Genomic DNA, 19614 nt, shown 5'->3' on the forward strand with positions numbered 1-19614 from the left:
ACCTGCCAAAATAATTCCCATCGAAACATAACGCTATACGATGAGGAAATCATGACAATCCCCGCCTTTGGTTTAGGTACTTTCCGCCTGCAAGATGACGTTGTAATCCATTCAGTTAAAACTGCGTTGGAACTTGGCTATCGCACAATTGATACTGCGCAAATCTATGAAAATGAAGCGGCTGTGGGCCTGGCGATCGCTGAGAGTGGTGTAGTACGTGGCGACTTGTTTATTACCACCAAAATCTGGATTGAGAATCTTTCGGCTGAGAAGTTGATTCCCAGCTTGAAAGAAAGTCTGGCGAAACTGCGCACCGATTATGTCGATCTCACTTTAATCCACTGGCCTTCTCCCGGATCGGCGGTATCGGTAAAAGAGAGCATGTTGGCATTGATGGCAGCAAAAGAAGCAGGCCTGACGCGGCAAATTGGTATCTCAAACTTCCCAATTGCTTTGATGAAAGAGGCGATTGACGCGGTTGGCCTGGAAAATATAGCGACTAACCAGATTGAGCTGCATCCCTTTCTGCAGAATCGGCAGGTGGTTGATTTTGCTAAAAAGAATGGTCTTCACATCACTTCTTACATGACGTTAGCTTATGGAGAAGCGCTGAAGGATGAGGTAATTAATACCATTGCACAGAAGCACAAAGCTACTCCGGCACAGGTTGTTTTGGCATGGGCGATGAAGTTAGGTTACGCGGTGATCCCGTCATCAACCAAACGTGAAAACCTGGCGAGCAACATGACAGCGGTTGATCTGCAGCTAGACGATCAAGATATGGCAAATATTGCCGCGCTGGATCGTCATCAGCGCTTAGTGGGTCCAGAAGGTTTGGCGCCAGACTGGGATTAATCGCTGCATCCCTTTTCAGCCCTGCACTCGCCAGGGCTGAGCTTTAACCCATTCACTCAGAAAATCGATAAACGCCCTAACGCGTTGGCTAACTCCTAAGTCACTGTAATAGACTGCATTAAAAGGCATCTCAACTGGGATACGCTGTTCAGCAAGCAGTTCAATAAAAGTACCATCGGCTATCTCTTTATCTACCATAAAATCTGATAAACACGCGATACCTTGGTCGCCTAGCACTAGCTGTTTAAGCGTTTCGCCGCTGTTAGATGACATTCCTGGAGTGATGTCATAAAGATCGCCACCTTCATCTGCGACTGGCCAGCGATTTAAGCGTGGCGTTTCAACGAAGCCAAGGCATTCATGCTGAGCCAAATCAGCTGTTGATGCAGGGACACCATATTTCGCCAGATAAGCCGGCGTCGCCACTAATTTGCGATAGCTTATAAAGAGCAAACGAGCGCGCAGTGTAGAATCCGTCAAATTGCCAGCGCGAATCGCCACATCGACTTTACGTTCGATGAGGTTAATAAAGCTCTCTGAAGATATGAGCGATAGTGTGACATTGGGATAGCGCTCACGAAAGGGTTTAATCATCGGTAGCAACAGATGCAGAATTACGGGTGTAGCAGCATCAATACGCAGTACGCCCTGAGGCGCCATCTGACGCTCAATCAACTCGCTCTCGGCGGTTGACATCTCCTGCATCAACTTTTGCACGCGGCGAAAATAATGCTCGCCCTCATGAGTGAGCGCTAGCTGACGCGTAGTACGCGTTAAGAGCGCGACACCCAGCTTATTCTCCAGTTTTTTAACCGTGCGACTCACCGCTGAATTGGCCATCTGCAACTGTTCTGCAGCGCGACTAAAGCTGCCGCTCTCCACTACAGCGATAAACACTTTAAGCTCATCTGACGATGCTTTCATTATCCCTCCAAAAGCAAAAGTCCACTCTCACTTTGCATCTTATTGTCATTAAAGCATGCGGCAACATCAACGCCCATCAAAACCTTAATGGGAGTTAATCACGCCAACTGCACTTTGGCCGCTGACGACCAGTGCCTGTGCGATCGGAACGACAGAATTTGTTATTGTCGTTCTGAGCCCAACCATCGCTGAACAACTCCGTACTACGCTGCCTGCCGCAGTGAGTGTGATTCTGCATTGTTGAATATTATGGACTGGCGCAAACCCCGTGGATCGGTACGGTGTATGTACCTGGCACGCTGCTGCTAGTGCGATTGAGTGGCCAACTCGATAAAGCTCAGACTGCGATAGCGATGGAATAACCCGCACGAAAGCCTGCCAGCTGGCAGGCTTTTACATTGGTAAGCTGTGAGGCGAATTCCGACAATCAAGAACACCAATTGAAACCCCGCGCTAAAATCCCTATAACAGTCAGGAGAAGTACGAGTCGTAAACCAGTTGGGCGGGAAAGTGCGGAAAAAAACTTATTCAATGCGTTATGTAGCAGGTCAGCCAGCAGAACGGATTTTTCCGCCGGGGGCAATGCTGCATCTTGGGCAGGCATTACCGCCTGGCGCACCTTTGCCAGCTGATCCCACACTGCGAGTTTTAGTCTGGAATATCTTCAAGCAACAGCGTGCAGACTGGATGTCTGTGCTCCAGGGTTTTGGCAAAGATGCCCACCTTGTTCTGCTGCAGGAGGCGCAGGCCACGCCTGAACTGGTCAAATTCGCCACCAGTAACTATCTCGCGGCCGATCAGGTGCCAGCCTTTGTCTTACCGCAACATCCTTCCGGCGTCATGACGTTGGCGTCTGCGCACCCTGTGTACTGTTGCCCACTAAGGGAACGTGAGCCGCTGCTGCGTTTGGCCAAATCTGCGCTGGTCACGGCGTATCCATTACCCACGGGCGAAATGCTGATGGTGGTGAATATCCACGCGGTCAATTTCAGTCTCGGTGTCGATGTCTACAGCAAACAGTTGGGGCCGATTGGCGAACAGATTCAACATCATCGTGGGCCGGTGATCATGGCGGGGGATTTCAACGCCTGGAGCCGCCAGCGCATGAATGCGCTGTATCGCTTTGCGCGGGAGATGTCTTTGCGTGAGGTGAACTTCACCGATGACCATCGCCGAAAAGCCTTTGGGCGCCCACTGGATTTCGTCTTCTACCGCGATATGAAGGTCAGTGAAGCTTCTGTACTGGTGACGCGCGCATCAGATCACAATCCGCTGCTGGTTGAGTTCAACTCTCTCTACGGTATCGAGCGTTAAGCTAATACGCTCGAACTCACGTCTCGCAACAGTTAATGTTCAGCTGAAATAATACAGGGAAGGGCGAGTCAGAGCCTGAACAGGCGATATGCAGAATTTAGCAAAAGCAGAAAATGAAAAAGGCTGACAAAAGTCAGCCTTTTCGGGGCATTAGGTATCAGGTGTTGCGCTATTATTCACAAACAGCGTGAGCTTGTCGCCCGGCTGAATGTCTTTAGCGTCACTGTTCCAGCGCATAACGTCTTTGGTGTTCACACCGTGGCGTTTAGCAATACTGGCAAAAGAATCACCCTTACGTACACGGTAGGTGATGCTGTTGCCGTTATCAGCCAATTGCGTGCTCGCTTTGCCGCTCACGGTCAGAGTCTGACCGGTACGAACTGAAGCGCTGCGCAGATTGTTCTGCTGTTTCAGTGCACTGACGCTTACGCCAAGCTTGTTGGCAATGCCAGACAAGGTGTCGCCTTTGCGTACCGTATAGCTGTTTCCTGCCGCACTGACTTTCGCCATCTCGGTAGGCTGCACGGAAGCGATATCACCGGAAGCCAGTGAATCGCGCAACTTAGCAACGTTGGACTTCGGCACCATAATGTAGTGCGGTCCATTTGGCGCAGTGGCACCGTTTTTATAACCGGCATTAAATGTCTTCAACTTGCTGAGAGACATTCCGGCCATATCGGCGGCCTGCGTCAGTTCAATCTGCTGTCCCACCTCTACGCGAGCTAAAGCACGGCTCTCGTTCGGGGTCGGCAGTTTGATACCGTAACGCTTGTTGTTCTTGAGAATCTCACTCAAGGCCAACATTTTAGGTACGTAAACCGTGGTCTCGCGGGGCAGCGATAAACTCCAGAAGTCAGTCGGCTTACCGCGCGCCTTATTCTGTTTCATCGCCTTCAGCACACGTCCTTCACCGCTGTTATAGGCGGCGATGGTCAGTAACCAGTCGCCGTCAAACATACCGTTCAGACGCTGCATCATATCCAGCGCTACTTTGGTCGAGGCCACCACATCGCGGCGTCCGTCGTACCATTGGTTCTGTTTCAAACCATAGTTTTTGCCCGTTTGTGCAACAATCTGCCAGATGCCGGCGGCATTCGCAGAAGATGTTGCGTGTGGGTCAAAAGCGCTCTCCACTATGGGTAGCAGTACCAGTTCCATCGGCATTTTACGTTTCTGTATCTGCTCGACAATCCAGTACATGTACGGCTCTGCCCGTAATGTTACATCGTGGAGATAGCTCTTATTTTTTAAAAATTTTGTTTTTTGTTCGCGGATCCGGCTGTTTTCCGGAATCCCCATCTTCAACTCGTCACTAATGTGATTCCAGAGATCAGTATCTTCTGCGAGGCTTGTTCCATCATCCTGCCATCGCGGCGACAACAATCGATCTCCGTACTTTCCATTTTCACCTTGACCAGCTGAAGACAGACTCTGGGCATGCTGTACGGGGATATTGGCGTCATTCCTTGATGCCTGACATCCTACCAGCAAGACCGAGGCGAGTAAGATCGCTTTAGCCTTCATGTGTGTGTCAATAGTTCGCTTAAAAGACGAGCAACTATACGTGACGGTCCACCACAACACAACCTCAAATATCAAAAGCGGTCTTTCTTCTCGCGTAGATCGGCGAAAGTTTGCCATAACGCTGATGATGAGACATTAGTGCCTAAAGCCTGTTGTAAATCAGCCTCTTGCGTGCGTAAAAATAAATTTATTTCCCGCTCTAAGGCCAGTTTTGTTGGTAAAGTGATGCGGTTTTCTGCGCGTAAGTCCTTAATTTGCTGATACCTTGCCAAAATTTTAGGGTCGTGGGGCAGAATAGCCGCAGCAAACTTCATATTGGATAAAGTGTACTCATGCGCGCAGCAAACGAGAGTATCTTCAGGGAGCTGATTAAGTTTTTGAAATGATTCGAACATTTGCTCTGCAGTGCCTTCAAATAATCGCCCGCAGCCGCCAGAAAACATCGTGTCACCACAGAAAAGATAAGGGGAGCTGAAATATGAGATATGTCCTAAAGTGTGACCGGGTGTTGCGATGACACGGAAATTCAGCCCAAGCAGGGTAAATTCATCACCTTCGGCCACAATACGCTTCGCCCCTTTATCTGCCGTTTCCTCTGGACCGAAAACGGCCACATCGGGATAGTGCTGCAGCAGCTCATCCACACCGCCGACGTGATCGTGATGATGATGTGTCAGCAAAATCGCCACGGGTTGCCAATGATTGGCGCTGATTTTATCCAGCACCGGCTGTGCTTCCCCAGGATCGACTATCAAACACCTGTTGTCATCGTCCGTCAGTGTCCAGATGTAGTTATCCTGCAATGCGGGAATGCTGGTAAGATTCATAAACACCTCTCAGGTCGTAGAAAAAGGAAAATGGTAGAGCATGAAGCCGGCTAAAACACGCCAAATCCTGACTGCACCGCGCTCCTGGCGCGATATGCCAATGGGAGACTATTTTCGCGACGCGCTCACTCAGCAACTGCAGCCTTATCTCGGCAAGCTGTATGGCTTTCATATGCTTAAAATTGGCAGCCTCAGCGCAGAAATCAACACCAGCCAGTGTGCCATATCGCATCAGGTGAATGTGGGCATTGAGGGCGATGAATTACAGGTTATCGCCAATAACACGCAATTACCCTTTGAATCTAAATCCGTTGATGCCTGTTTACTGGCGCACACGCTGGCGTGGAGTCAGGATCCGCACCGCGTACTGCGTGAAGTGGATCGGGTATTAATCGATGATGGCTGGATGATCATCAGTGGCTTCAACCCTTTCAGTTTATTAGGGATTAGCAAAGGCATTCCGGGTTTGCACTCGCGCGCGCCGTGGAGTGGACGGATGTTCAGCCAGGTACGATTGCTCGACTGGCTGGGCCTGCTGAATTATGAGGTGGTTTACCGCACCCGTTTTCAGGTGGTGCCGTGGCATCGGCAGGGCGGCAGGGTGATCAGCGCGCATTTACCGGCGCTCGGTTGTTTGAACTTTGTGGTGGCACGTAAACGTACGTTCCCGCTAACGCCCACCAAAATGAAGAAGAATCTGAGTCAAAGCCAGCTACGGCAAACGGTTAACGTCACGCGCCAGTTTCGTGAAGTGAAGGATCAGGATTCAACCTGATAACCGATATCATCCTGAGTGGGCTTTCCCGCCGCGCTGCGTGCCAGTTCGTCGCAGCGTTCGTTCTCCGGATGCCCCGCGTGGCCTTTTACCCATTCCCACTTAATTTCATGGTTGCTGAGCGCCACATCGAGACGTTTCCATAGATCGACATTTTTCACCGGTTTTTTATCGGCGGTTTTCCAGCCGCGCTTCTTCCAGTTGTGGATCCAACTGGTGATACCCTGACGAACATATTGGCTGTCGGTGCTGATCACCACCTCACACGGCTGTTTTAACGCTTCAAGCGCCACGATAGCCGCCATCATTTCCATGCGATTGTTGGTGGTGAGGCGATAACCTGTACTGAACTCTTTTTCATGCGCGCCATAACGTAATATGGCGCCATAACCGCCGGGACCGGGATTGCCCAGGCAAGATCCATCGGTGAATATTTCTACCTGTTTGCGCATCTCTGGTAGACTTCCTTCTGAAAAAACGCCAAGTCTGACATAAAACGAGTCTTATGAGCACTGCAAATAACCGCCAGATCGTCCTCGATACTGAAACCACCGGCATGAACATGATCGGTGTGCATTATGAAGGACATCGCATCATTGAAATTGGTGCGGTTGAAGTGATCAACCGTCGCCTGACCGGCAACAACTTCCATATGTATCTGAAGCCCGATCGGCTGGTGGATCCGGAAGCGTTCGGCGTTCACGGTATCGCCGATGAATTCCTTGCTGATAAGCCGATGTTTGCGGATATCGCTGACGAATTCCTTGATTACATCCGTGGCGCAGAGCTGGTGATCCATAACGCATCGTTCGATATCGGCTTTATGGATTATGAATTCGGCATGCTGAAGCGGGATATTGGCAAAACCGAAACCTTCTGCCAGATCACCGATAGCCTGGCGATGGCGCGTAAGATGTATCCCGGCAAGCGCAACAGCCTCGATGCATTGTGCAACCGTTATGAGATAGACAACAGCAAGCGTACGCTGCACGGCGCACTGCTCGATGCCGAGATTCTGGCCGAAGTATTCCTGATGATGACCGGCGGTCAAACCTCGCTGGCATTTTCTCTGGACGGCGAGCAGAACAATCAGGGCGGCGCGGAGAACATTCAGCGCATTGTGCGTCCGACTTCAGGTCTGCGCGTGGTCAGCGCCAGCGATGAAGAGATTGCTGCGCACGAAGGTCGTCTGGATTTGGTGCAGAAGAAGGGTGGTAGCTGCTTGTGGCGCGTGTAAAACGGCTGATTTTGCGTGCAAAATCGACGTTAAGCTGAAAAAAACGTCAAACGAAACATTCCCACAGAAAAAGCGTTGACGGGTGTGAAAGCTGCTATTAATATGCGCCTCGTTCTCGACGGGGAACAAAGCGCGGAGCGGTAGTTCAGTTGGTTAGAATACCTGCCTGTCACGCAGGGGGTCGCGGGTTCGAGCCCCGTCCGTTCCGCCAATCTATTTAAAGAAGCCGATGCAGAAATGCATCGGCTTTTTGCTTTTTCTAAATGGTGTCATTTTCCCTCATCCCCCGCCTTCTCACGCAACTGGGCGAAGGCGCTGATCGCGCTCGATGTTAACCCTCGCAGCGAGCTGCCCCTTCTCTCGCAAGCGGGCGAAGGATGGAATGAGGGCCAGCGCGCACGCAACTTAATCCTTCTGTACCGCCACCGTCGCGCGATACGCCGCCACCGACTCGTCGCGGTCAGCGCGCGCCAGCCAGCGATAGCAGCCCGCACCCAACGCCACGCCGATAAACCAGCTAAAGTTCGCCACCGCATGCAGTGAAGGAATAAAGCTGATCACCAGACAAATGCCCACCGACGGCAGCAGCGCGGCAATTGCTTTCGGGTTGAAGCCGCCGCGATACCAGTAACGGCCTTTCGGCGTGTCATCAAACAGGTCATCCACGTAGACTTTGCTGCGTTTAATCAGATAGAAATCGGCCACCAGGATGCCAAACAGCGGCCCAATAAACGAGCCCAGCACATCCAGCGTGTAGTGAATCAGTTCTGGCGACTGGAACAGGTTCCACGGCGTCAGTAACACCGAACCAACTGCGGCAATCATGCCACCGGTGCGGAAGCTGATTTTCTGCGGTGAACAGTTAGAGAAGTCGAATGCCGGCGAAACAAAGTTCGCCACGATATTAATGCCGATGGTAGCGATAATCATGGTCAGCAGGCCAATCGCCACCGCCACGTCGTTACCCACCATGCTGACAGTTTCAATCGGATCGGTGATCATTCTGCCGAACAGCGATTGCGTACCGGAGACAATCACCACGGTGACAATCGAGAACAGCAGGAAGTTGAACGGTAAGCCCCAGCGGTTGCCGCGACGAATTTCGCCCATGCTTTTGCCATAACGCGAGAAGTCACCAAAATTCAGCAGCGGACCGGAGAAGTAGGAGACCACCAGCGCGGTGGCGGTAATCATCTGCCAGGTTTGCTCGCCGGTGCTCAACTGCTTGCTGGCCAGCGTAAAGGAGATACCATCGAAACCGGTTTTGTATACAATCCAGCCCGCCAGCGCCACCATCACCACGTACACCGCCGGACCGGCGACATCAATAAAGCGTTTAATCGCGTTCATGCCGTGCCAGAACACCATCGCCTGCAGTAACCACATCACACCGAAACAACACCAGCCCAGCTGAGATAAGCCGAGCCAGCTGCTTTGCGTCATGCTGCTCAGGGTGGGGAAGAACTTCAGCAGCACCAGCATTAGCGCGTTAGCCGCAAGATAAGTCTGGATGCCGTACCACGCAAAAGCGATCAGCCCGCGAATAATCGCCGGGATGTTAGCGCCAAACACGCCAAACGCCTGACGCGAAATCACTGCGTACGGTACGCCCGCCATCTGGCTCGGTTTGGCCACCAGATTGGCGCACAGCTGCACAATGCAGATGCCCACTAACAAGCACAGCAGCACCTGCCAGCTCGCCAGCCCGAGGGTAAAGAAGCTGGCGGCCACCACGTAGCCGCCCATGCTGTGCACGTCCGACATCCAGAACGAAAAGATGTTGTACCACGACCAGTTCTGGTCGCGCGTCGGCGCCAGATCGTCATTACACAGACGTGGACTGTATTGTGCGTTGGCTTCAGAGGCCACCCGCGAGGTCACTTCAGAATGATTTGGCATGAAACCTGCTCCTCTCTACATCATGGAAAAATAATCACAGCGTGAAACGGTATTGCAGGATCCAGGCCAGAAATGATTTCTTGTATACAAAAAATTAATTTCACGTATACGATGTGCAGCACGCAGTCACTTACCGGAGCAGGTAATGAAGAGTGAAACAGGCCAGAAAACGGCTGCCGATCTGAACGATCGCGATGAACCTATCTATCAGGCGCTGCTTACCGCCATCGTTGAGCATCAACTGCCGCCGGGCAGTAAATTGCCGGAAGAAGCCTTATCGGAAGTCTTCGGCGTGAGCCGCACCGGCATTCGTAAGGTGCTGCAACGCCTCGCCGCGGTGCAAATGATCACCTTGTCGCCCAGGCGTGGTGCACAGGTGGCGACGCCGGGCGTGGATGAAGCCCGCGACATCTTTGCCACCCGCAGTTTATTAGAGTGCGCCAATCTGCCAGCGGTGCTGAGCCACGTGCAGGCACCGCACTTAGCGGCACTCGGCGTGCTGATTGAAGAAGAGCAGCAGGCACATGACCAGCACGATGGTGCCGCGGCGATTCGTCTCTCCGCCGCCTTTCATATTCAGCTGCAGGCGATCTCCGGTAACGCAGTGCTCACCGATATGGTGACGCGCCTGACGCAGCGTTCGTCGCTGGTGATTGCCGCTTACGGTGCACCGTGGCAGCGCGGCTGCCGATGCGATCATCATGATCGGCTGGTGGATCTGCTGCGGCAAAAAGATCTGCCGGGGTTGACGGCGGCGCTGCAGCATCACTTCGAACATATTGTTGCCAGCCTGCACTTTGAGCGCAGCGGCGAAACCTTGCCTGATTTCACCCGGTTATTTGCCGGTAACAAAGGAGCGGCATCATGAGCCTGATTCAGGTCATCAATCCCAACACCAGCTTAGCGATGACGGAAACCATGGGTACTGCCGCGCGCGCCGTCGCCGCGCCGGGCACCGAGATTCTGGCGGTGTGCCCGACTCACGGCGTCGAGTCGATTGAAGGTCATTTTGATGAGGCCATCGCGGCGATTGGTGTGTTGGAGCAGGTGAAACGCGGCAAAGAGCAGGGCGTGAGCGGCCATATCATTGCCTGCTTCGGCGATCCGGGATTGCTGGCGGCGCGTGAACTGGCAAGCGGCCCAGTAATTGGCATTGCGGAAGCGGCCATGCACACCGCCACGCTGGTAGCGACGCGCTTTTCGATTGTCACCACCTTGCCGCGCACGCTGGTGATTGCGCGCCATCTGCTGCAGCAATATGGCTTCACACACCATTGTGCCGCGCTGCACGCCATCGATCTGCCGGTGCTGGCGCTGGAAGACGGCAGCGGCGTGGCGCAGGAGAAAGTGCGTCAGCGCTGCATGCAGGCCAAACGCGAAGATGGCAGCGGCGCGATTGTGCTGGGCTGTGGCGGTATGGCTACGCTGGCGCAGGATCTCACCAAAGAACTGGGCATGCCGGTAATCGACGGGGTCAGCGCTGCGGTAAAAATGGTGGAGTCGCTGGTGGCGCTAGGCTTTGGTACCAGCAAGCATGGCGATCTCGATTATCCACGCGAAAAACCGCTCAGCGGAGCCTTTCAGCACCTAAACTAACCACTGGTTGAGCGACAGGAACTTACAGAATGAATGATGTATCTGGCAAGAAAGAGTACAGCTTCAACAAAAACTATCCCCGCGATCTGATCGGCTACGCTGGCAACCCGCCGCATGCGCAGTGGCCGGGCAAAGCGCGCGTCGCGGTGCAGTTTGTCCTTAATTACGAAGAGGGCGCCGAGAACAACGTGTTGCATGGCGACGCCGGTTCCGAGCAGTTTCTTTCCGATATCATCGGCGCGGCCAGCTACGCCGATCGCCATATGTCGATGGATTCGCTGTATGAATACGGATCGCGCGCCGGTTTCTGGCGCATCCACAATGAGTTTCAAAAGCGCGGTTTGCCGCTGACGGTGTTTGGCGTGGCGATGGCGCTGGCGCGTCATCCGGACATCGTTGAGGCGATCAAAGCGGCGGATTACGACATAGTGAGCCACGGCTGGCGCTGGATTCACTATCAGGCGATGGATGCCAAAACCGAGCGCCAGCACATGCAGCAGGCGGTGGACGTGTTAACCGACCTGTTTGGCAAAGCGCCAACCGGCTGGTACACCGGCCGCGACAGCCCCAACACCCGACGTTTGGTGGTCGAGCAGGGCGGCTTTAGCTATGACAGCGACTATTACGGCGACGATTTACCGTTCTGGACGCAGGTCACCTGTCAGGACGGCACGGTTAAACCGCATCTGGTCATCCCTTACACGCTGGAGTGCAACGATATGCGCTTCGCCTCGCCGCAGGGCTTCAACACGGCGGAGCAGTTCTTTACCTATTTGCGCGACACCTTTGATGTGCTGTACGAAGAGGGCGAAACGGCACCGAAGATGATGTCGATTGGCATGCACTGTCGTTTACTGGGACGTCCGGGGAAATTCCGTGGTTTGCAGCGCTTCCTTGATCACATTCAGCAGCATGAGGATGTGTGGGTGTGTACGCGGCAGCAAATCGCCGATCACTGGATCGCGACGCATCCGGCACCGAGCGCTTAGCCCCTCATCCCAACCTTCTCCCGCCAGCGGGAGAAGGAGCCGATCCCGCCGCGATGTATCAGATCACTCCACCTAATCATCCCTCTCCCGCGTGCGGGAGAGGGTTAGGGTGAGGGAAAAACCACCCAACTCAACTCATCAAACTCACCTGCGCCGCGACAATCCGCCAGCCGCACGGTAATCGCACCCACGTCTGCTGCTGGCGTCCGATCTTCTCTACACCTTCACGCGTAAACTCCGTACTGCACACCGCATAGTCATCGCCAAAAGTGGTGATCACCGTATTACGTAACTCGCGTTCCAACCCTTTTGACGGCCGCGCCGCGCGAAAAGCGCGGATCTCATCAATGCCATACAAATTCTCACCCGCGCCCAAACGCACGGTACGTTTGTCGTGCCAGAACAGCTCATCCAGCACCTCCACATCATTGCCGATCAGCGCTTGCTCATAGCGGTAAAAGGCGGCGGTGACTTCGGCGAGAATTGCCGGGCGATCGATATGTTCAGGTGTCATCTTCAGGCATCCATTAATGTGGTTTGTGGCAGCGTCAGCCCTTGCTGTTGCAGCGCCCAGGCAGCGCGCAGTGCCAGATGTTCTTTAAACGGCGCAGCGATCAGCTGCAAGCCTATCGGCAAGCCGCTGGCGGTTTGCAGCGGCACGGTACAGACCGGTAAGCCGAGGAACGAAATCGGCTGGGTTAGCATGCCCATGCTGGCGCGCGTCGGCAAATGCTGGCCGTTGATATGAATGGTTTCCTGGCCGATGGTGGTGGCGGTGCAGGGCGTGGCGGGCGCAATCAGCACGTCAAATTGCTCAAACAGCGGCAGCACCTGCTGCTGGAAGTGGCGGCGGAAACGCTGGGCCTGCACGTACCACGCCGAAGGCAGCATTGCACCGGCCAGCAGGCGCTCACGCGAGTTGGGCTCGAACTGCTCCGGTTGCGTGCGCAGCATCGGCAGGTAGTGATTGCCGCCTTCTGCGGCGGTCATGATAAAGGCCGCCGAGCGTGCGATCTCCGCATTCGGCAAGGTCACTTCGTCGATTGCCTGCAGCGCTTTAGCTGCCACCGCCACGGCGGCACGCGCTTCATCGCTGCACCAGGTTGAGAAGAACCCGCCGAGTACCGCGCTGCGCACGCCTTCTGCGCCCTTGCTGAGCCCTGCGCTAGCTGGCGAGGCGGGCTGCGCGGCCTGGAAGGCATCGCTGGCATCGGCACCTTGCAAGGTGTCGTACACCAGGCTCAAATCTTCAACCGAACGGGCAAACGGGCCGATGTGATCGAGGCTGGCGACAAACGGATGGCTGCCGCTGCGCGACAGGCGGCCAAAGGTCGGCTTCAGGCCAAAGATGCCGCACAGTGAAGCGGGCACGCGGATCGAGCCATTAGTGTCGGTACCGAGCGAGAAGTGCACCAAACCCGCTGCCACCGCTGCCGCTGAACCGCCGGACGATCCGCCCGCCACGCGGGTTAAATCGCGCGGGTTGCGCGTTGCGCCGTAATGGGTGTTTTCCGTGGTAAAACCATAAGCATAGGCATCCATATTCAGCATGCCGGAGAGCAGCGCGCCAGACTGGCGCAGTTTGCTCACCGCCCACGCATCCTCGCGTGCCGCCGCGCGTGCGCTGAACAGGCTGGCACCGGCTAAGGTGCTGTGTCCGGCGACATCAAACAGGTTTTTCACCGCGTAAGGAATGCCGGCTAACGGCGGCAAAGCTTCACCGCGCTGGCGCTGCAGATCGATCTGATCGGCTTCGCGCAGCATGCGCTGGCCGGTGACTTCGGTCCAGGCGTTGATCGCCTTATGCTGTTCAATCGCCGCCAGCGTGTTTTGCGCGATATCGCGGGCGCTGATCTCGCCCTGACTCAGCGCCTGCTGCAGGGCATTAATCGATAATGACGACAGTTTCATGGATGAAACACTCCCGCCACTTCCAGGCGATCGTCGAGCGGCAGCGCCATCAGCGGCTCGGCCATGGCGGCGATGCGGTTGAACTGCGTCAGCAGCTCGGCGCGGCGCGCATCATCCAGCTCCAGCGCCAGAATCTGCTCCATTTGGGCGATATAGGTGGCCCAGTCCGGTTGTGAACTCATCAATAATCTCCGTTAGAAACCGGCGGCGCTGCCGTTGCTGCGCGGATCGAACGCGCCTTCCAGCATGCCGTTGTTGTGTCTGACGATCGCGCCCGCATGGCCGACCACTTCACTGAAATCGGGTAGCAGTTCAACCTCATGGCCGAGCGCACGCAACTGCTGCACTGTTTCCGGCGCGATGCGCGCTTCGAGCTTGAGCGAATCGGATGATTGTCCCCACGTACGACCCAGCAGCCAGCGCGGCGCGCTCACCGCCTGCTGTAGCGGATGTCCCTGAATCACGTGACGGGTGAAAATCGCCGCCTGGGTTTGCGGTTGGCCGTCGCCGCCCATCGAACCGTACACCATGGTGCGGCCATCTTTGAGACGCGCGGCAGCGGGATTGAGGGTGTGGAACGGCTGTTTGCCCGGCTGCAGCGCCAGCAGATGATCGGGTTGCAGGCTGAAGGCGGCACCCCGGTTTTGCCAGGTGATGCCGGTGCCGGGCAGCACCACGCCGCTGCCGAATTCGTGATAAACGCTCTGGATAAACGAAACCGCTAATCCGCTGCTGTCCATCACGCCCATCCACACGGTATCGCCCGGCCCGCGCCCGGTGCCCCACGCAGCGGCTTGTTGATCGTCCACCTGCGCCGCCAGCGTGCTGAGGTGTTCCTCATCCAGCAGAAGCTGCACATCAATGTCGATGTGGCGCGGATCGGTGATGTGCTTGTCGCGCAGCGCAAAGGCTTTTTTAGTGGCTTCGACGATGCGGTGCACGGTTTGCGCTTCATCGGCGTCAGCCATATTGAGCCGATCGGTAATGCCGAGGATCGCCAGCGACACCAAACCCTGCGTTGGCGGCGTCATGTTCCAGATATCGCCTTCACTGTGTGCCAGATGCAGCGGCGTGCAGCGCCGGGCTTGGTGCGTCTGCAAATCCTCCAGCGTGATCGGCATCCCCAGCGCAGTCATTTCGCGCGCCAGATGGTGCGCCAGTTCACCGCGATAGAAACTTTCCAGCCCGTGATCGCACAGCATGCTCAGCGTATTCGCCAGCGCCGGCTGGGTAAAGCGACTGCCGGCAAGCGGCACGCTGCCGTCCGGTAAAAAGGTGGCGGCAAAACCAGGTTGATGCTGCAACTCGTGCTGTTTGGCGGCGGTGGCTGCGGCTTGCGAGGCGGTGACCGGAATGCCGTCGGCGGCATAGCGAATTGCATCGCGCAGCAGGCGGGTTAACGGCAGCGGCGTCGCGCCAAGTTCCTGCGCCAGCGTTAACGCTTCCTGCCAGCCGCTGACGGTACCCGCCACGGTTAAGGCGGCTTTGGGGCCGCGATGCGGAATCTGCGTTTCGCCATGGTAGAAATCAAGGTGTGCCAGCGAACCGGCTGCGCCGCTGGCGTCAATGGCGATGGGATCGCCGTTTGGCGGCACCACCAGCCAGAAGCCGTCGCCGCCCAAACCGTTCATGTGCGGGTAAACCACGGCGATGGTGGCTGCGGCCGCCACCATTGCTTCCAGCGCATTGCCGCCTTCGCGCAGCACCGCTAACGCGCTTTCGCTGGCGAGATGGTGCGGCGTAACGGCCATGCCTAACGGCGCCATGTTGCTCTGTATCATAAAGAACTCTTTTTCTGGGTACGTGGTTAATGGGAAGCAAGAGCTGTTCCAGTTTTGAACGGACATCAATCTGGATCGATTTATGCTAGCTTGTGATGAAACGAAAGTTACAGGACCGATGATGAAACAACTTGATGAACGCCTTCGTAGTCACTATCCGCAACTGTCGCCGCAAGAGCAGCGCATTGCCGACTTCGTGTTTGACCACTTTGATGACCTGATCAGCTACAACAGCGCCGAGCTGGCGCGGCTGAGCGGTGTGTCGAAGGCCACGGTCAGCCGTTTATTCAAGCGTCTCGGTTACGAGAAATATAAGGACATGCGCGACGAGCTGCGCATCCTGCGCCAGAGCGGCATGCCGCTCACCGATAACCGCGATGCGGTGCAGGGCAACACCTTGCTGTCACGCCACTATAAGCAGGAGATGGCCAACCTGACGCAGTGGGTCAACAGCATCGATCCACAGCAGTTTGGCGAGGTGATTAGCGCGCTGGGCGCGGCAAAACGGGTATTTATCATCGGCATGCGTAACGCCTATCCGGTGGCGCTGCACCTGCGTCAGCAGCTGATGCAGGCGCGTCCGCAGGTGCATGTGCTGCCGCAGCCGGGCCAGACGTTGGGCGAAGAGCTGGTGGATATCACGCCCGACGATATCGTGGTGGTGATGGCGTTTCGCCGCCGTCCACGCATCATTCGTCCGCTGATGCAGCAGCTGCAGCAGAGCAACATTCCGGTGCTGGCGCTGTGTGAGCCGCAGGCGCAGGGCATTATCACGCTGGCGCGCTGGCAGCTTTGCGCGCCGCTCGACAGCGTTTCCGCTTTTGATAGCTACGCCTCCGCCATGAGTCTGATTAACCTGCTGGCGAATGCGTTGCTGCATGAAATGTTGTCGCAGGGCCGTCAGCGCATCCATCAAATTGCCGATCTTTATCAGCATCTCGACGAGCTGGAACACCGTTAACGGGCGCCATTGTGGTGCATTGCACTGTTTTTGATCGTTAATTCCAACGGGCGCGATGCCCGTTTTTGTTGCCTTCAACGCGGTAAAACCCCGTTTTTTCTCCTTTCTTCTCCCGGCACTGCGGTTGGCACATTAGTTGCAGAATGATTCATCAAGAATCTTTTGTTTCACGTAAACTCACCGGGGTGCAAAATGAAAAAAGTATTATTAGCGGTAGCGGGCGCGGCATTGCTGATGGCGCAGGTCGGGAGTGCGATGGCCGATCAGCTGCAGGATATCCAAAAGCGCGGCGTGATCCGCGTGGCGGTTCCGCAAGACTTCCCGCCGTTCGGTTCCGTGGGTACTGACCTGCAGCCGCAGGGCTACGATATCGACATGGCGAAGTATCTCGCCAAACAGATGAAACTGAAGTTGCAGCTGGTGCCCGTTTCCAGTGCCAACCGCGTGCCGTATCTGCAGACCGATAAAGTCGATCTGGTGATCTCCAGCATGGGTAAAAACGCCGAGCGTGAAAAAGTGATCGATTTCACCCGCGCTTACGCGCCGTTCTTCCTCGGCGTATTTGGTCCGAAAGGCGAAACGCTGAAAGATGCGGCAGCGCTGAGCGGCAAATCGATCGGCGTCACGCGCGGTGCAGTGGAAGATATGGTGTTAAGCGATATCGCCCCGAAAGAGGCGCAGGTGAAGCGTTATGAAGATAACAACACCACGCTGTCGGCCTACCTTTCCGGACAAGTGCAGTACGTTGCGACGGGCAACCTGGTGGTGGCGGCGATTGCGCGCCAGAACGCCGAAAAAGCGCCGGTTGCCCAGTTTATGCTGAAAGATTCACCGTGCTACATCGGCCTGAAAAAAGATGAGCCGGCGCTGAAAGAGAAAGTGAATGCGCTGATTGAGCAGGGAATCAAAGACGGCACGCTGAACAAGCTGTCGGAAGAGTGGCTGAAAGCGCCGCTGCCAGCGAACCTCGGCGCATAAAGTATGGCGCAACTTAACTTCGCCGATCTCTGGCCGCACTGGCCAGAGTTGCTGGCCGGACTGTGGGTCACGATTCAGATCACCGTGCTCGCCACCGTGGGCGGTGTCAGCCTCGGTATTCTCGGCGCGGCGCTGCGCAGCGGCAAACCGAGCTGGGCGAGCCGCATCTGGGGCCTGTACGTCGAGCTGATTCGTAATACGCCGTTTGTGGTGCAGCTGTTTTTCATCGTCTTTGGTTTGCCCAATCTGGGTCTGAAACTCACGGCGGGTGAAGCCGCGCTGCTGGCGATGTTGATTAACCTTGGCGCGTACAGCACCGAAATTATTCGCGCCGGGATTCAGGTGACGCCGCGCGGCCAGTGGGAAGCGGGGCGCGTGCTGGGATTGACCCGCACGCAAACCTTTATTCGCGTGGTGTTGCCGCCGTCGCTGCAGCGTATTTATCCGGCGCTGGTCAGCCAATGCATCATTGTGATGCTCGGCTCGTCGGTGGTGTCGCAGGTGTCGTACGAAGAGTTGACCTTCGCCGCCAACCTGATTCAGTCGCGCACCTTTTTGAGTTTTGAAGTCTATTTCGTGACCACGCTGATCTATCTGGCGTTGTCGATTGCCATGCGCCAACTGCTGCTGGCGCTGGGACGTAAATGGTTGGGAGCGCAGCCGGCATGATGACGCAATTTACCGACTGGGACATCCTGCGCAACCTGCTGCTGGCAGCGCGCTGGACAATTTTACTTTCGCTGGTGGCGTTTTTTGGCGGCACGCTGGTGACCTTGCCGCTGCTGTTTATGCGCCTGCTGAAACGTAAATGGCCGATGCGCCTGGTGCGCGCCTACACCGAGCTGTTTCAGGGCACGCCGCTGCTGATGCAGCTATTCCTCGCCTTCTTCGGTGTCGGCTTGTTCGGCATCGATGTCGCGCCATGGACCGCCGCCTCGCTGGCCTTAACGCTCTACACCAGCGCGTTTCTGGTGGATATCTGGTACGGCAGCATTCGTGCCCTGCCAAAAGGGCAGTGGGAAGCGTCGCGCTGTCTCGGCCTGACCTTTGGTCAAACGCTGTTTCGCGTGGTCGCGCCGCAGGCGATTCGTATCGCCATCGCGCCTACGGTTGGGTTTGCCGTGCAGGTGATTAAAGGCACCGCGCTGGCCTCGATTATCGGTTTCGTCGAGCTGACCAAAGCCGGCACCATTTTGAATAACGTGACGTATGAGCCGTTCAAGGTGTTTGGCCTGGTAGCGCTCGGTTACTTCCTGATGTGTTATCCGCTGTCGCGTTACAGCCAGTACCTGGAGAAAAAATTCAATGCCGCTCATCACCATTAATCAGGTACAGAAGTACTACGGCGATAACCACGTCTTGAAAGGTGTCGATCTCGATGTCGATCACGGTGAAGTGATCTCGATTATCGGCCGCAGCGGATCGGGTAAAAGTACCCTGCTGCGCTGCATGAACGGGCTGGAAGGTTATCAGGAAGGCAGCATCAAACTCGGCGGTATGACAATTACCGACCGCGAATCGCAGGCGCGTGAAATTAGCCGTTCGGTCGGCATGGTGTTCCAGAACTTCAATCTGTTCCCGCACATGACGGCGCTGGAAAACGTGATGCTGGCGCCGCGCCGTGTGCTGAAGAAAAGTGAAGCCGAATGCCGTGCGCTGGCAACGCAGATGCTGGAGAAAGTCGGCCTCGGTGAGCGCATCAATTACTATCCGGCCAATTTGTCGGGCGGTCAGCAGCAGCGCGTGGCGATTGCCCGTGCGCTGGCGATGCAGCCCAAAGTTTTACTCTGTGATGAGATCACCTCCGCGCTCGATCCCGAGCTGGTGGGCGAAGTGCTGAAAGTGCTGGAGCAGCTGGCCGCCGAAGGCATGACGTTGATTCTTGTCACCCATGAAATGAACTTCGCCCGCGACGTGGGCGATCGCGTGGTCTTTATGCATCAGGGGCGCGTCTGGGAGCAGGGCGACAGCAAAACGCTGTTCGCCAATCCGCAAACCGCGGAGCTGAAGCAGTTTATCTCTACCGTGCGCCTCTAAGCTTTC

At 55.7% G+C, this 19614-nt stretch carries 20 protein-coding genes, 1 tRNA gene and 2 pseudogenes; 14 read left to right on the plus strand and 9 right to left on the minus strand.

Annotation, left to right across the window (positions count from 1 at the left end; all coding sequences use genetic code 11):
• The first annotated feature begins 51 nt into the window (after positions 1-51).
• Entirely contained in the window at positions 52-855 is an 804-nt protein-coding gene (gene dkgB / locus FCN45_RS03985; RefSeq protein WP_137385201.1) for a 2,5-didehydrogluconate reductase DkgB, read from the plus strand.
• 15 nt (positions 856-870) lie between these two features.
• Here the strand turns inward: dkgB and yafC are convergent, their stop codons facing one another.
• Complete coding sequence (gene yafC, locus FCN45_RS03990) at positions 871-1779, minus strand: DNA-binding transcriptional regulator YafC (RefSeq protein ID WP_137385202.1); 909 nt, start codon at positions 1777-1779, stop codon at positions 871-873.
• A 97-nt stretch (positions 1780-1876) separates the two neighbouring features.
• Here yafC and FCN45_RS23695 point away from each other — a divergent pair.
• Positions 1877-1999 (plus strand): annotated as a pseudogene (locus tag FCN45_RS23695) (hypothetical protein); the annotation flags it as partial.
• A 290-nt stretch (positions 2000-2289) separates the two neighbouring features.
• Positions 2290-3093, plus strand: a complete 804-nt coding sequence (locus FCN45_RS04005; protein WP_008105211.1) for an endonuclease/exonuclease/phosphatase family protein — start codon at positions 2290-2292, stop codon at positions 3091-3093.
• A gap of 150 nt (positions 3094-3243) precedes the next feature.
• Here FCN45_RS04005 and mltD read toward each other — a convergent pair whose 3' ends face one another.
• Positions 3244-4617 carry a murein transglycosylase D gene (mltD, locus tag FCN45_RS04010; protein WP_137385203.1) on the minus strand — a complete coding sequence of 458 codons (1374 nt, stop codon included), beginning with the start codon at positions 4615-4617 and terminating at the stop codon, positions 3244-3246.
• A 71-nt stretch (positions 4618-4688) separates the two neighbouring features.
• Positions 4689-5444, minus strand: a complete 756-nt coding sequence (gloB, locus tag FCN45_RS04015; protein WP_137385204.1) for a hydroxyacylglutathione hydrolase — start codon at positions 5442-5444, stop codon at positions 4689-4691.
• 40 nt (positions 5445-5484) lie between these two features.
• Between gloB and FCN45_RS04020 the strand changes: the two genes are divergently transcribed.
• Positions 5485-6219, plus strand: coding sequence for a class I SAM-dependent methyltransferase (locus FCN45_RS04020; RefSeq protein WP_137385205.1), 735 nt, complete (start codon positions 5485-5487; stop codon positions 6217-6219).
• Here the strand turns inward: FCN45_RS04020 and rnhA are convergent.
• A pseudogene (gene rnhA, locus FCN45_RS04025) lies at positions 6204-6771 on the minus strand (ribonuclease HI). The gene FCN45_RS04020 and the pseudogene rnhA sit on opposite strands and share 16 nt — an antisense overlap.
• On the opposite strand from rnhA, the gene dnaQ reads away from it, so the two are divergent.
• Together dnaQ and FCN45_RS04035 are read left to right on the plus strand one after the other, a co-directional pair.
• The gene (gene dnaQ, locus FCN45_RS04030; RefSeq protein WP_137385206.1) at positions 6725-7456 is read left to right on the plus strand and encodes a DNA polymerase III subunit epsilon; all 732 of its coding nucleotides are present in this window, start codon (positions 6725-6727) and stop codon (positions 7454-7456) included. The pseudogene rnhA and the gene dnaQ sit on opposite strands and share 47 nt — an antisense overlap.
• 134 nt (positions 7457-7590) lie before the next feature.
• Positions 7591-7667 (plus strand) — tRNA-Asp (locus tag FCN45_RS04035).
• Between the two features lie 194 nt (positions 7668-7861).
• On the opposite strand, the gene FCN45_RS04040 is transcribed toward FCN45_RS04035, so the two are convergent.
• Positions 7862-9355, minus strand: coding sequence for an NCS1 family nucleobase:cation symporter-1 (locus tag FCN45_RS04040; RefSeq protein WP_137385207.1), 1494 nt, complete (start codon positions 9353-9355; stop codon positions 7862-7864).
• A 145-nt stretch (positions 9356-9500) separates the two neighbouring features.
• Between FCN45_RS04040 and FCN45_RS04045 the strand changes: the two genes are divergently transcribed.
• From FCN45_RS04045 to puuE, 3 genes are read left to right on the plus strand one after another with little or no spacing between them, the layout of a single operon-like run.
• Positions 9501-10223, plus strand: coding sequence for a GntR family transcriptional regulator (locus FCN45_RS04045; RefSeq protein WP_137385208.1), 723 nt, complete (start codon positions 9501-9503; stop codon positions 10221-10223).
• Positions 10220-10951: an allantoin racemase gene (gene hpxA, locus FCN45_RS04050; RefSeq protein ID WP_101762548.1), complete on the plus strand. Its 732-nt coding sequence runs from the start codon at positions 10220-10222 to the stop codon at positions 10949-10951. Before FCN45_RS04045 ends, hpxA begins: the two co-directional genes overlap by 4 nt.
• Positions 10952-10980: 29 nt before the next feature.
• Complete coding sequence (gene puuE, locus FCN45_RS04055; protein WP_137385209.1) at positions 10981-11940, plus strand: allantoinase PuuE; 960 nt, start codon at positions 10981-10983, stop codon at positions 11938-11940.
• 130 nt (positions 11941-12070) lie between these two features.
• On the opposite strand, the gene hpxZ is transcribed toward puuE, so the two are convergent.
• The 4 genes from hpxZ to FCN45_RS04075 are packed head-to-tail and all read right to left on the minus strand — an operon-like array spanning position 12071 to position 15632.
• Positions 12071-12454: an oxalurate catabolism protein HpxZ gene (gene hpxZ, locus FCN45_RS04060; RefSeq protein WP_137385210.1), complete on the minus strand. Its 384-nt coding sequence runs from the start codon at positions 12452-12454 to the stop codon at positions 12071-12073.
• Positions 12455-12456: 2 nt separating this feature from the next.
• Positions 12457-13851, minus strand: coding sequence for an AtzE family amidohydrolase (locus FCN45_RS04065; RefSeq protein WP_137385211.1), 1395 nt, complete (start codon positions 13849-13851; stop codon positions 12457-12459).
• Positions 13848-14033 carry an oxalurate catabolism protein HpxX gene (hpxX, locus tag FCN45_RS04070; RefSeq protein ID WP_061723592.1) on the minus strand — a complete coding sequence of 62 codons (186 nt, stop codon included), beginning with the start codon at positions 14031-14033 and terminating at the stop codon, positions 13848-13850. The genes FCN45_RS04065 and hpxX overlap by 4 nt, the downstream gene beginning before the upstream one ends.
• Positions 14034-14045: 12 nt before the next feature.
• Entirely contained in the window at positions 14046-15632 is a 1587-nt protein-coding gene (locus FCN45_RS04075) for a gamma-glutamyltransferase family protein (protein WP_137385212.1), read from the minus strand.
• A 121-nt stretch (positions 15633-15753) separates the two neighbouring features.
• On the opposite strand from FCN45_RS04075, the gene hpxU reads away from it, so the two are divergent.
• The 5 genes from hpxU to FCN45_RS04100 all read left to right on the plus strand — a co-directional run bounded on the left by hpxU (position 15754) and on the right by FCN45_RS04100 (position 19608).
• Complete coding sequence (gene hpxU, locus FCN45_RS04080; protein ID WP_101762543.1) at positions 15754-16593, plus strand: MurR/RpiR family transcriptional regulator HpxU; 840 nt, start codon at positions 15754-15756, stop codon at positions 16591-16593.
• A gap of 192 nt (positions 16594-16785) precedes the next feature.
• Positions 16786-17571 (plus strand): transporter substrate-binding domain-containing protein, encoded by a 786-nt coding sequence (locus FCN45_RS04085; protein WP_097094836.1) that lies wholly within the window; start codon positions 16786-16788, stop codon positions 17569-17571.
• Between the two features lie 3 nt (positions 17572-17574).
• On the plus strand, positions 17575-18240 hold the full coding sequence (locus FCN45_RS04090; RefSeq protein ID WP_061717544.1) for an amino acid ABC transporter permease: 666 nt from the start codon (positions 17575-17577) through the stop codon (positions 18238-18240).
• Entirely contained in the window at positions 18240-18896 is a 657-nt protein-coding gene (locus FCN45_RS04095) for an amino acid ABC transporter permease (RefSeq protein WP_097097590.1), read from the plus strand. The genes FCN45_RS04090 and FCN45_RS04095 overlap by 1 nt, the downstream gene beginning before the upstream one ends.
• Complete coding sequence (locus FCN45_RS04100) at positions 18877-19608, plus strand: amino acid ABC transporter ATP-binding protein (protein WP_101762541.1); 732 nt, start codon at positions 18877-18879, stop codon at positions 19606-19608. The genes FCN45_RS04095 and FCN45_RS04100 overlap by 20 nt, the downstream gene beginning before the upstream one ends.
• The last annotated feature ends 6 nt before the right edge of the window (positions 19609-19614 follow it).

This window comes from Pantoea sp. SO10, from assembly GCF_005281435.1.
Classification (GTDB): domain Bacteria; phylum Pseudomonadota; class Gammaproteobacteria; order Enterobacterales; family Enterobacteriaceae; genus Pantoea; species Pantoea leporis.

Excerpts from the sequence above, each read along its gene's own strand:
- FCN45_RS04085 (WP_097094836.1), top strand. The coding sequence starts at position 16,786 with ATGAAAAAAGTATTATTAGCGGTAGCGGGCGCGGCATTGCTGATGGCG.
- puuE (WP_137385209.1), top strand. The coding sequence starts at position 10,981 with ATGAATGATGTATCTGGCAAGAAAGAGTACAGCTTCAACAAAAACTAT.
- mltD (WP_137385203.1), bottom strand. The coding sequence starts at position 4,617 with ATGAAGGCTAAAGCGATCTTACTCGCCTCGGTCTTGCTGGTAGGATGT.
- hpxA (WP_101762548.1), top strand. The coding sequence starts at position 10,220 with ATGAGCCTGATTCAGGTCATCAATCCCAACACCAGCTTAGCGATGACG.
- gloB (WP_137385204.1), bottom strand. The coding sequence starts at position 5,444 with ATGAATCTTACCAGCATTCCCGCATTGCAGGATAACTACATCTGGACA.
- dkgB (WP_137385201.1), top strand. The coding sequence starts at position 52 with ATGACAATCCCCGCCTTTGGTTTAGGTACTTTCCGCCTGCAAGATGAC.
- FCN45_RS04045 (WP_137385208.1), top strand. The coding sequence starts at position 9,501 with ATGAAGAGTGAAACAGGCCAGAAAACGGCTGCCGATCTGAACGATCGC.
- FCN45_RS04075 (WP_137385212.1), bottom strand. The coding sequence starts at position 15,632 with ATGATACAGAGCAACATGGCGCCGTTAGGCATGGCCGTTACGCCGCAC.
- hpxX (WP_061723592.1), bottom strand. The coding sequence starts at position 14,033 with ATGAGTTCACAACCGGACTGGGCCACCTATATCGCCCAAATGGAGCAG.
- FCN45_RS04040 (WP_137385207.1), bottom strand. The coding sequence starts at position 9,355 with ATGCCAAATCATTCTGAAGTGACCTCGCGGGTGGCCTCTGAAGCCAAC.
- FCN45_RS04090 (WP_061717544.1), top strand. The coding sequence starts at position 17,575 with ATGGCGCAACTTAACTTCGCCGATCTCTGGCCGCACTGGCCAGAGTTG.
- yafC (WP_137385202.1), bottom strand. The coding sequence starts at position 1,779 with ATGAAAGCATCGTCAGATGAGCTTAAAGTGTTTATCGCTGTAGTGGAG.
- dnaQ (WP_137385206.1), top strand. The coding sequence starts at position 6,725 with ATGAGCACTGCAAATAACCGCCAGATCGTCCTCGATACTGAAACCACC.
- hpxZ (WP_137385210.1), bottom strand. The coding sequence starts at position 12,454 with ATGACACCTGAACATATCGATCGCCCGGCAATTCTCGCCGAAGTCACC.
- FCN45_RS04020 (WP_137385205.1), top strand. The coding sequence starts at position 5,485 with ATGAAGCCGGCTAAAACACGCCAAATCCTGACTGCACCGCGCTCCTGG.
- FCN45_RS04100 (WP_101762541.1), top strand. The coding sequence starts at position 18,877 with ATGCCGCTCATCACCATTAATCAGGTACAGAAGTACTACGGCGATAAC.
- FCN45_RS04095 (WP_097097590.1), top strand. The coding sequence starts at position 18,240 with ATGACGCAATTTACCGACTGGGACATCCTGCGCAACCTGCTGCTGGCA.
- hpxU (WP_101762543.1), top strand. The coding sequence starts at position 15,754 with ATGAAACAACTTGATGAACGCCTTCGTAGTCACTATCCGCAACTGTCG.
- FCN45_RS04065 (WP_137385211.1), bottom strand. The coding sequence starts at position 13,851 with ATGAAACTGTCGTCATTATCGATTAATGCCCTGCAGCAGGCGCTGAGT.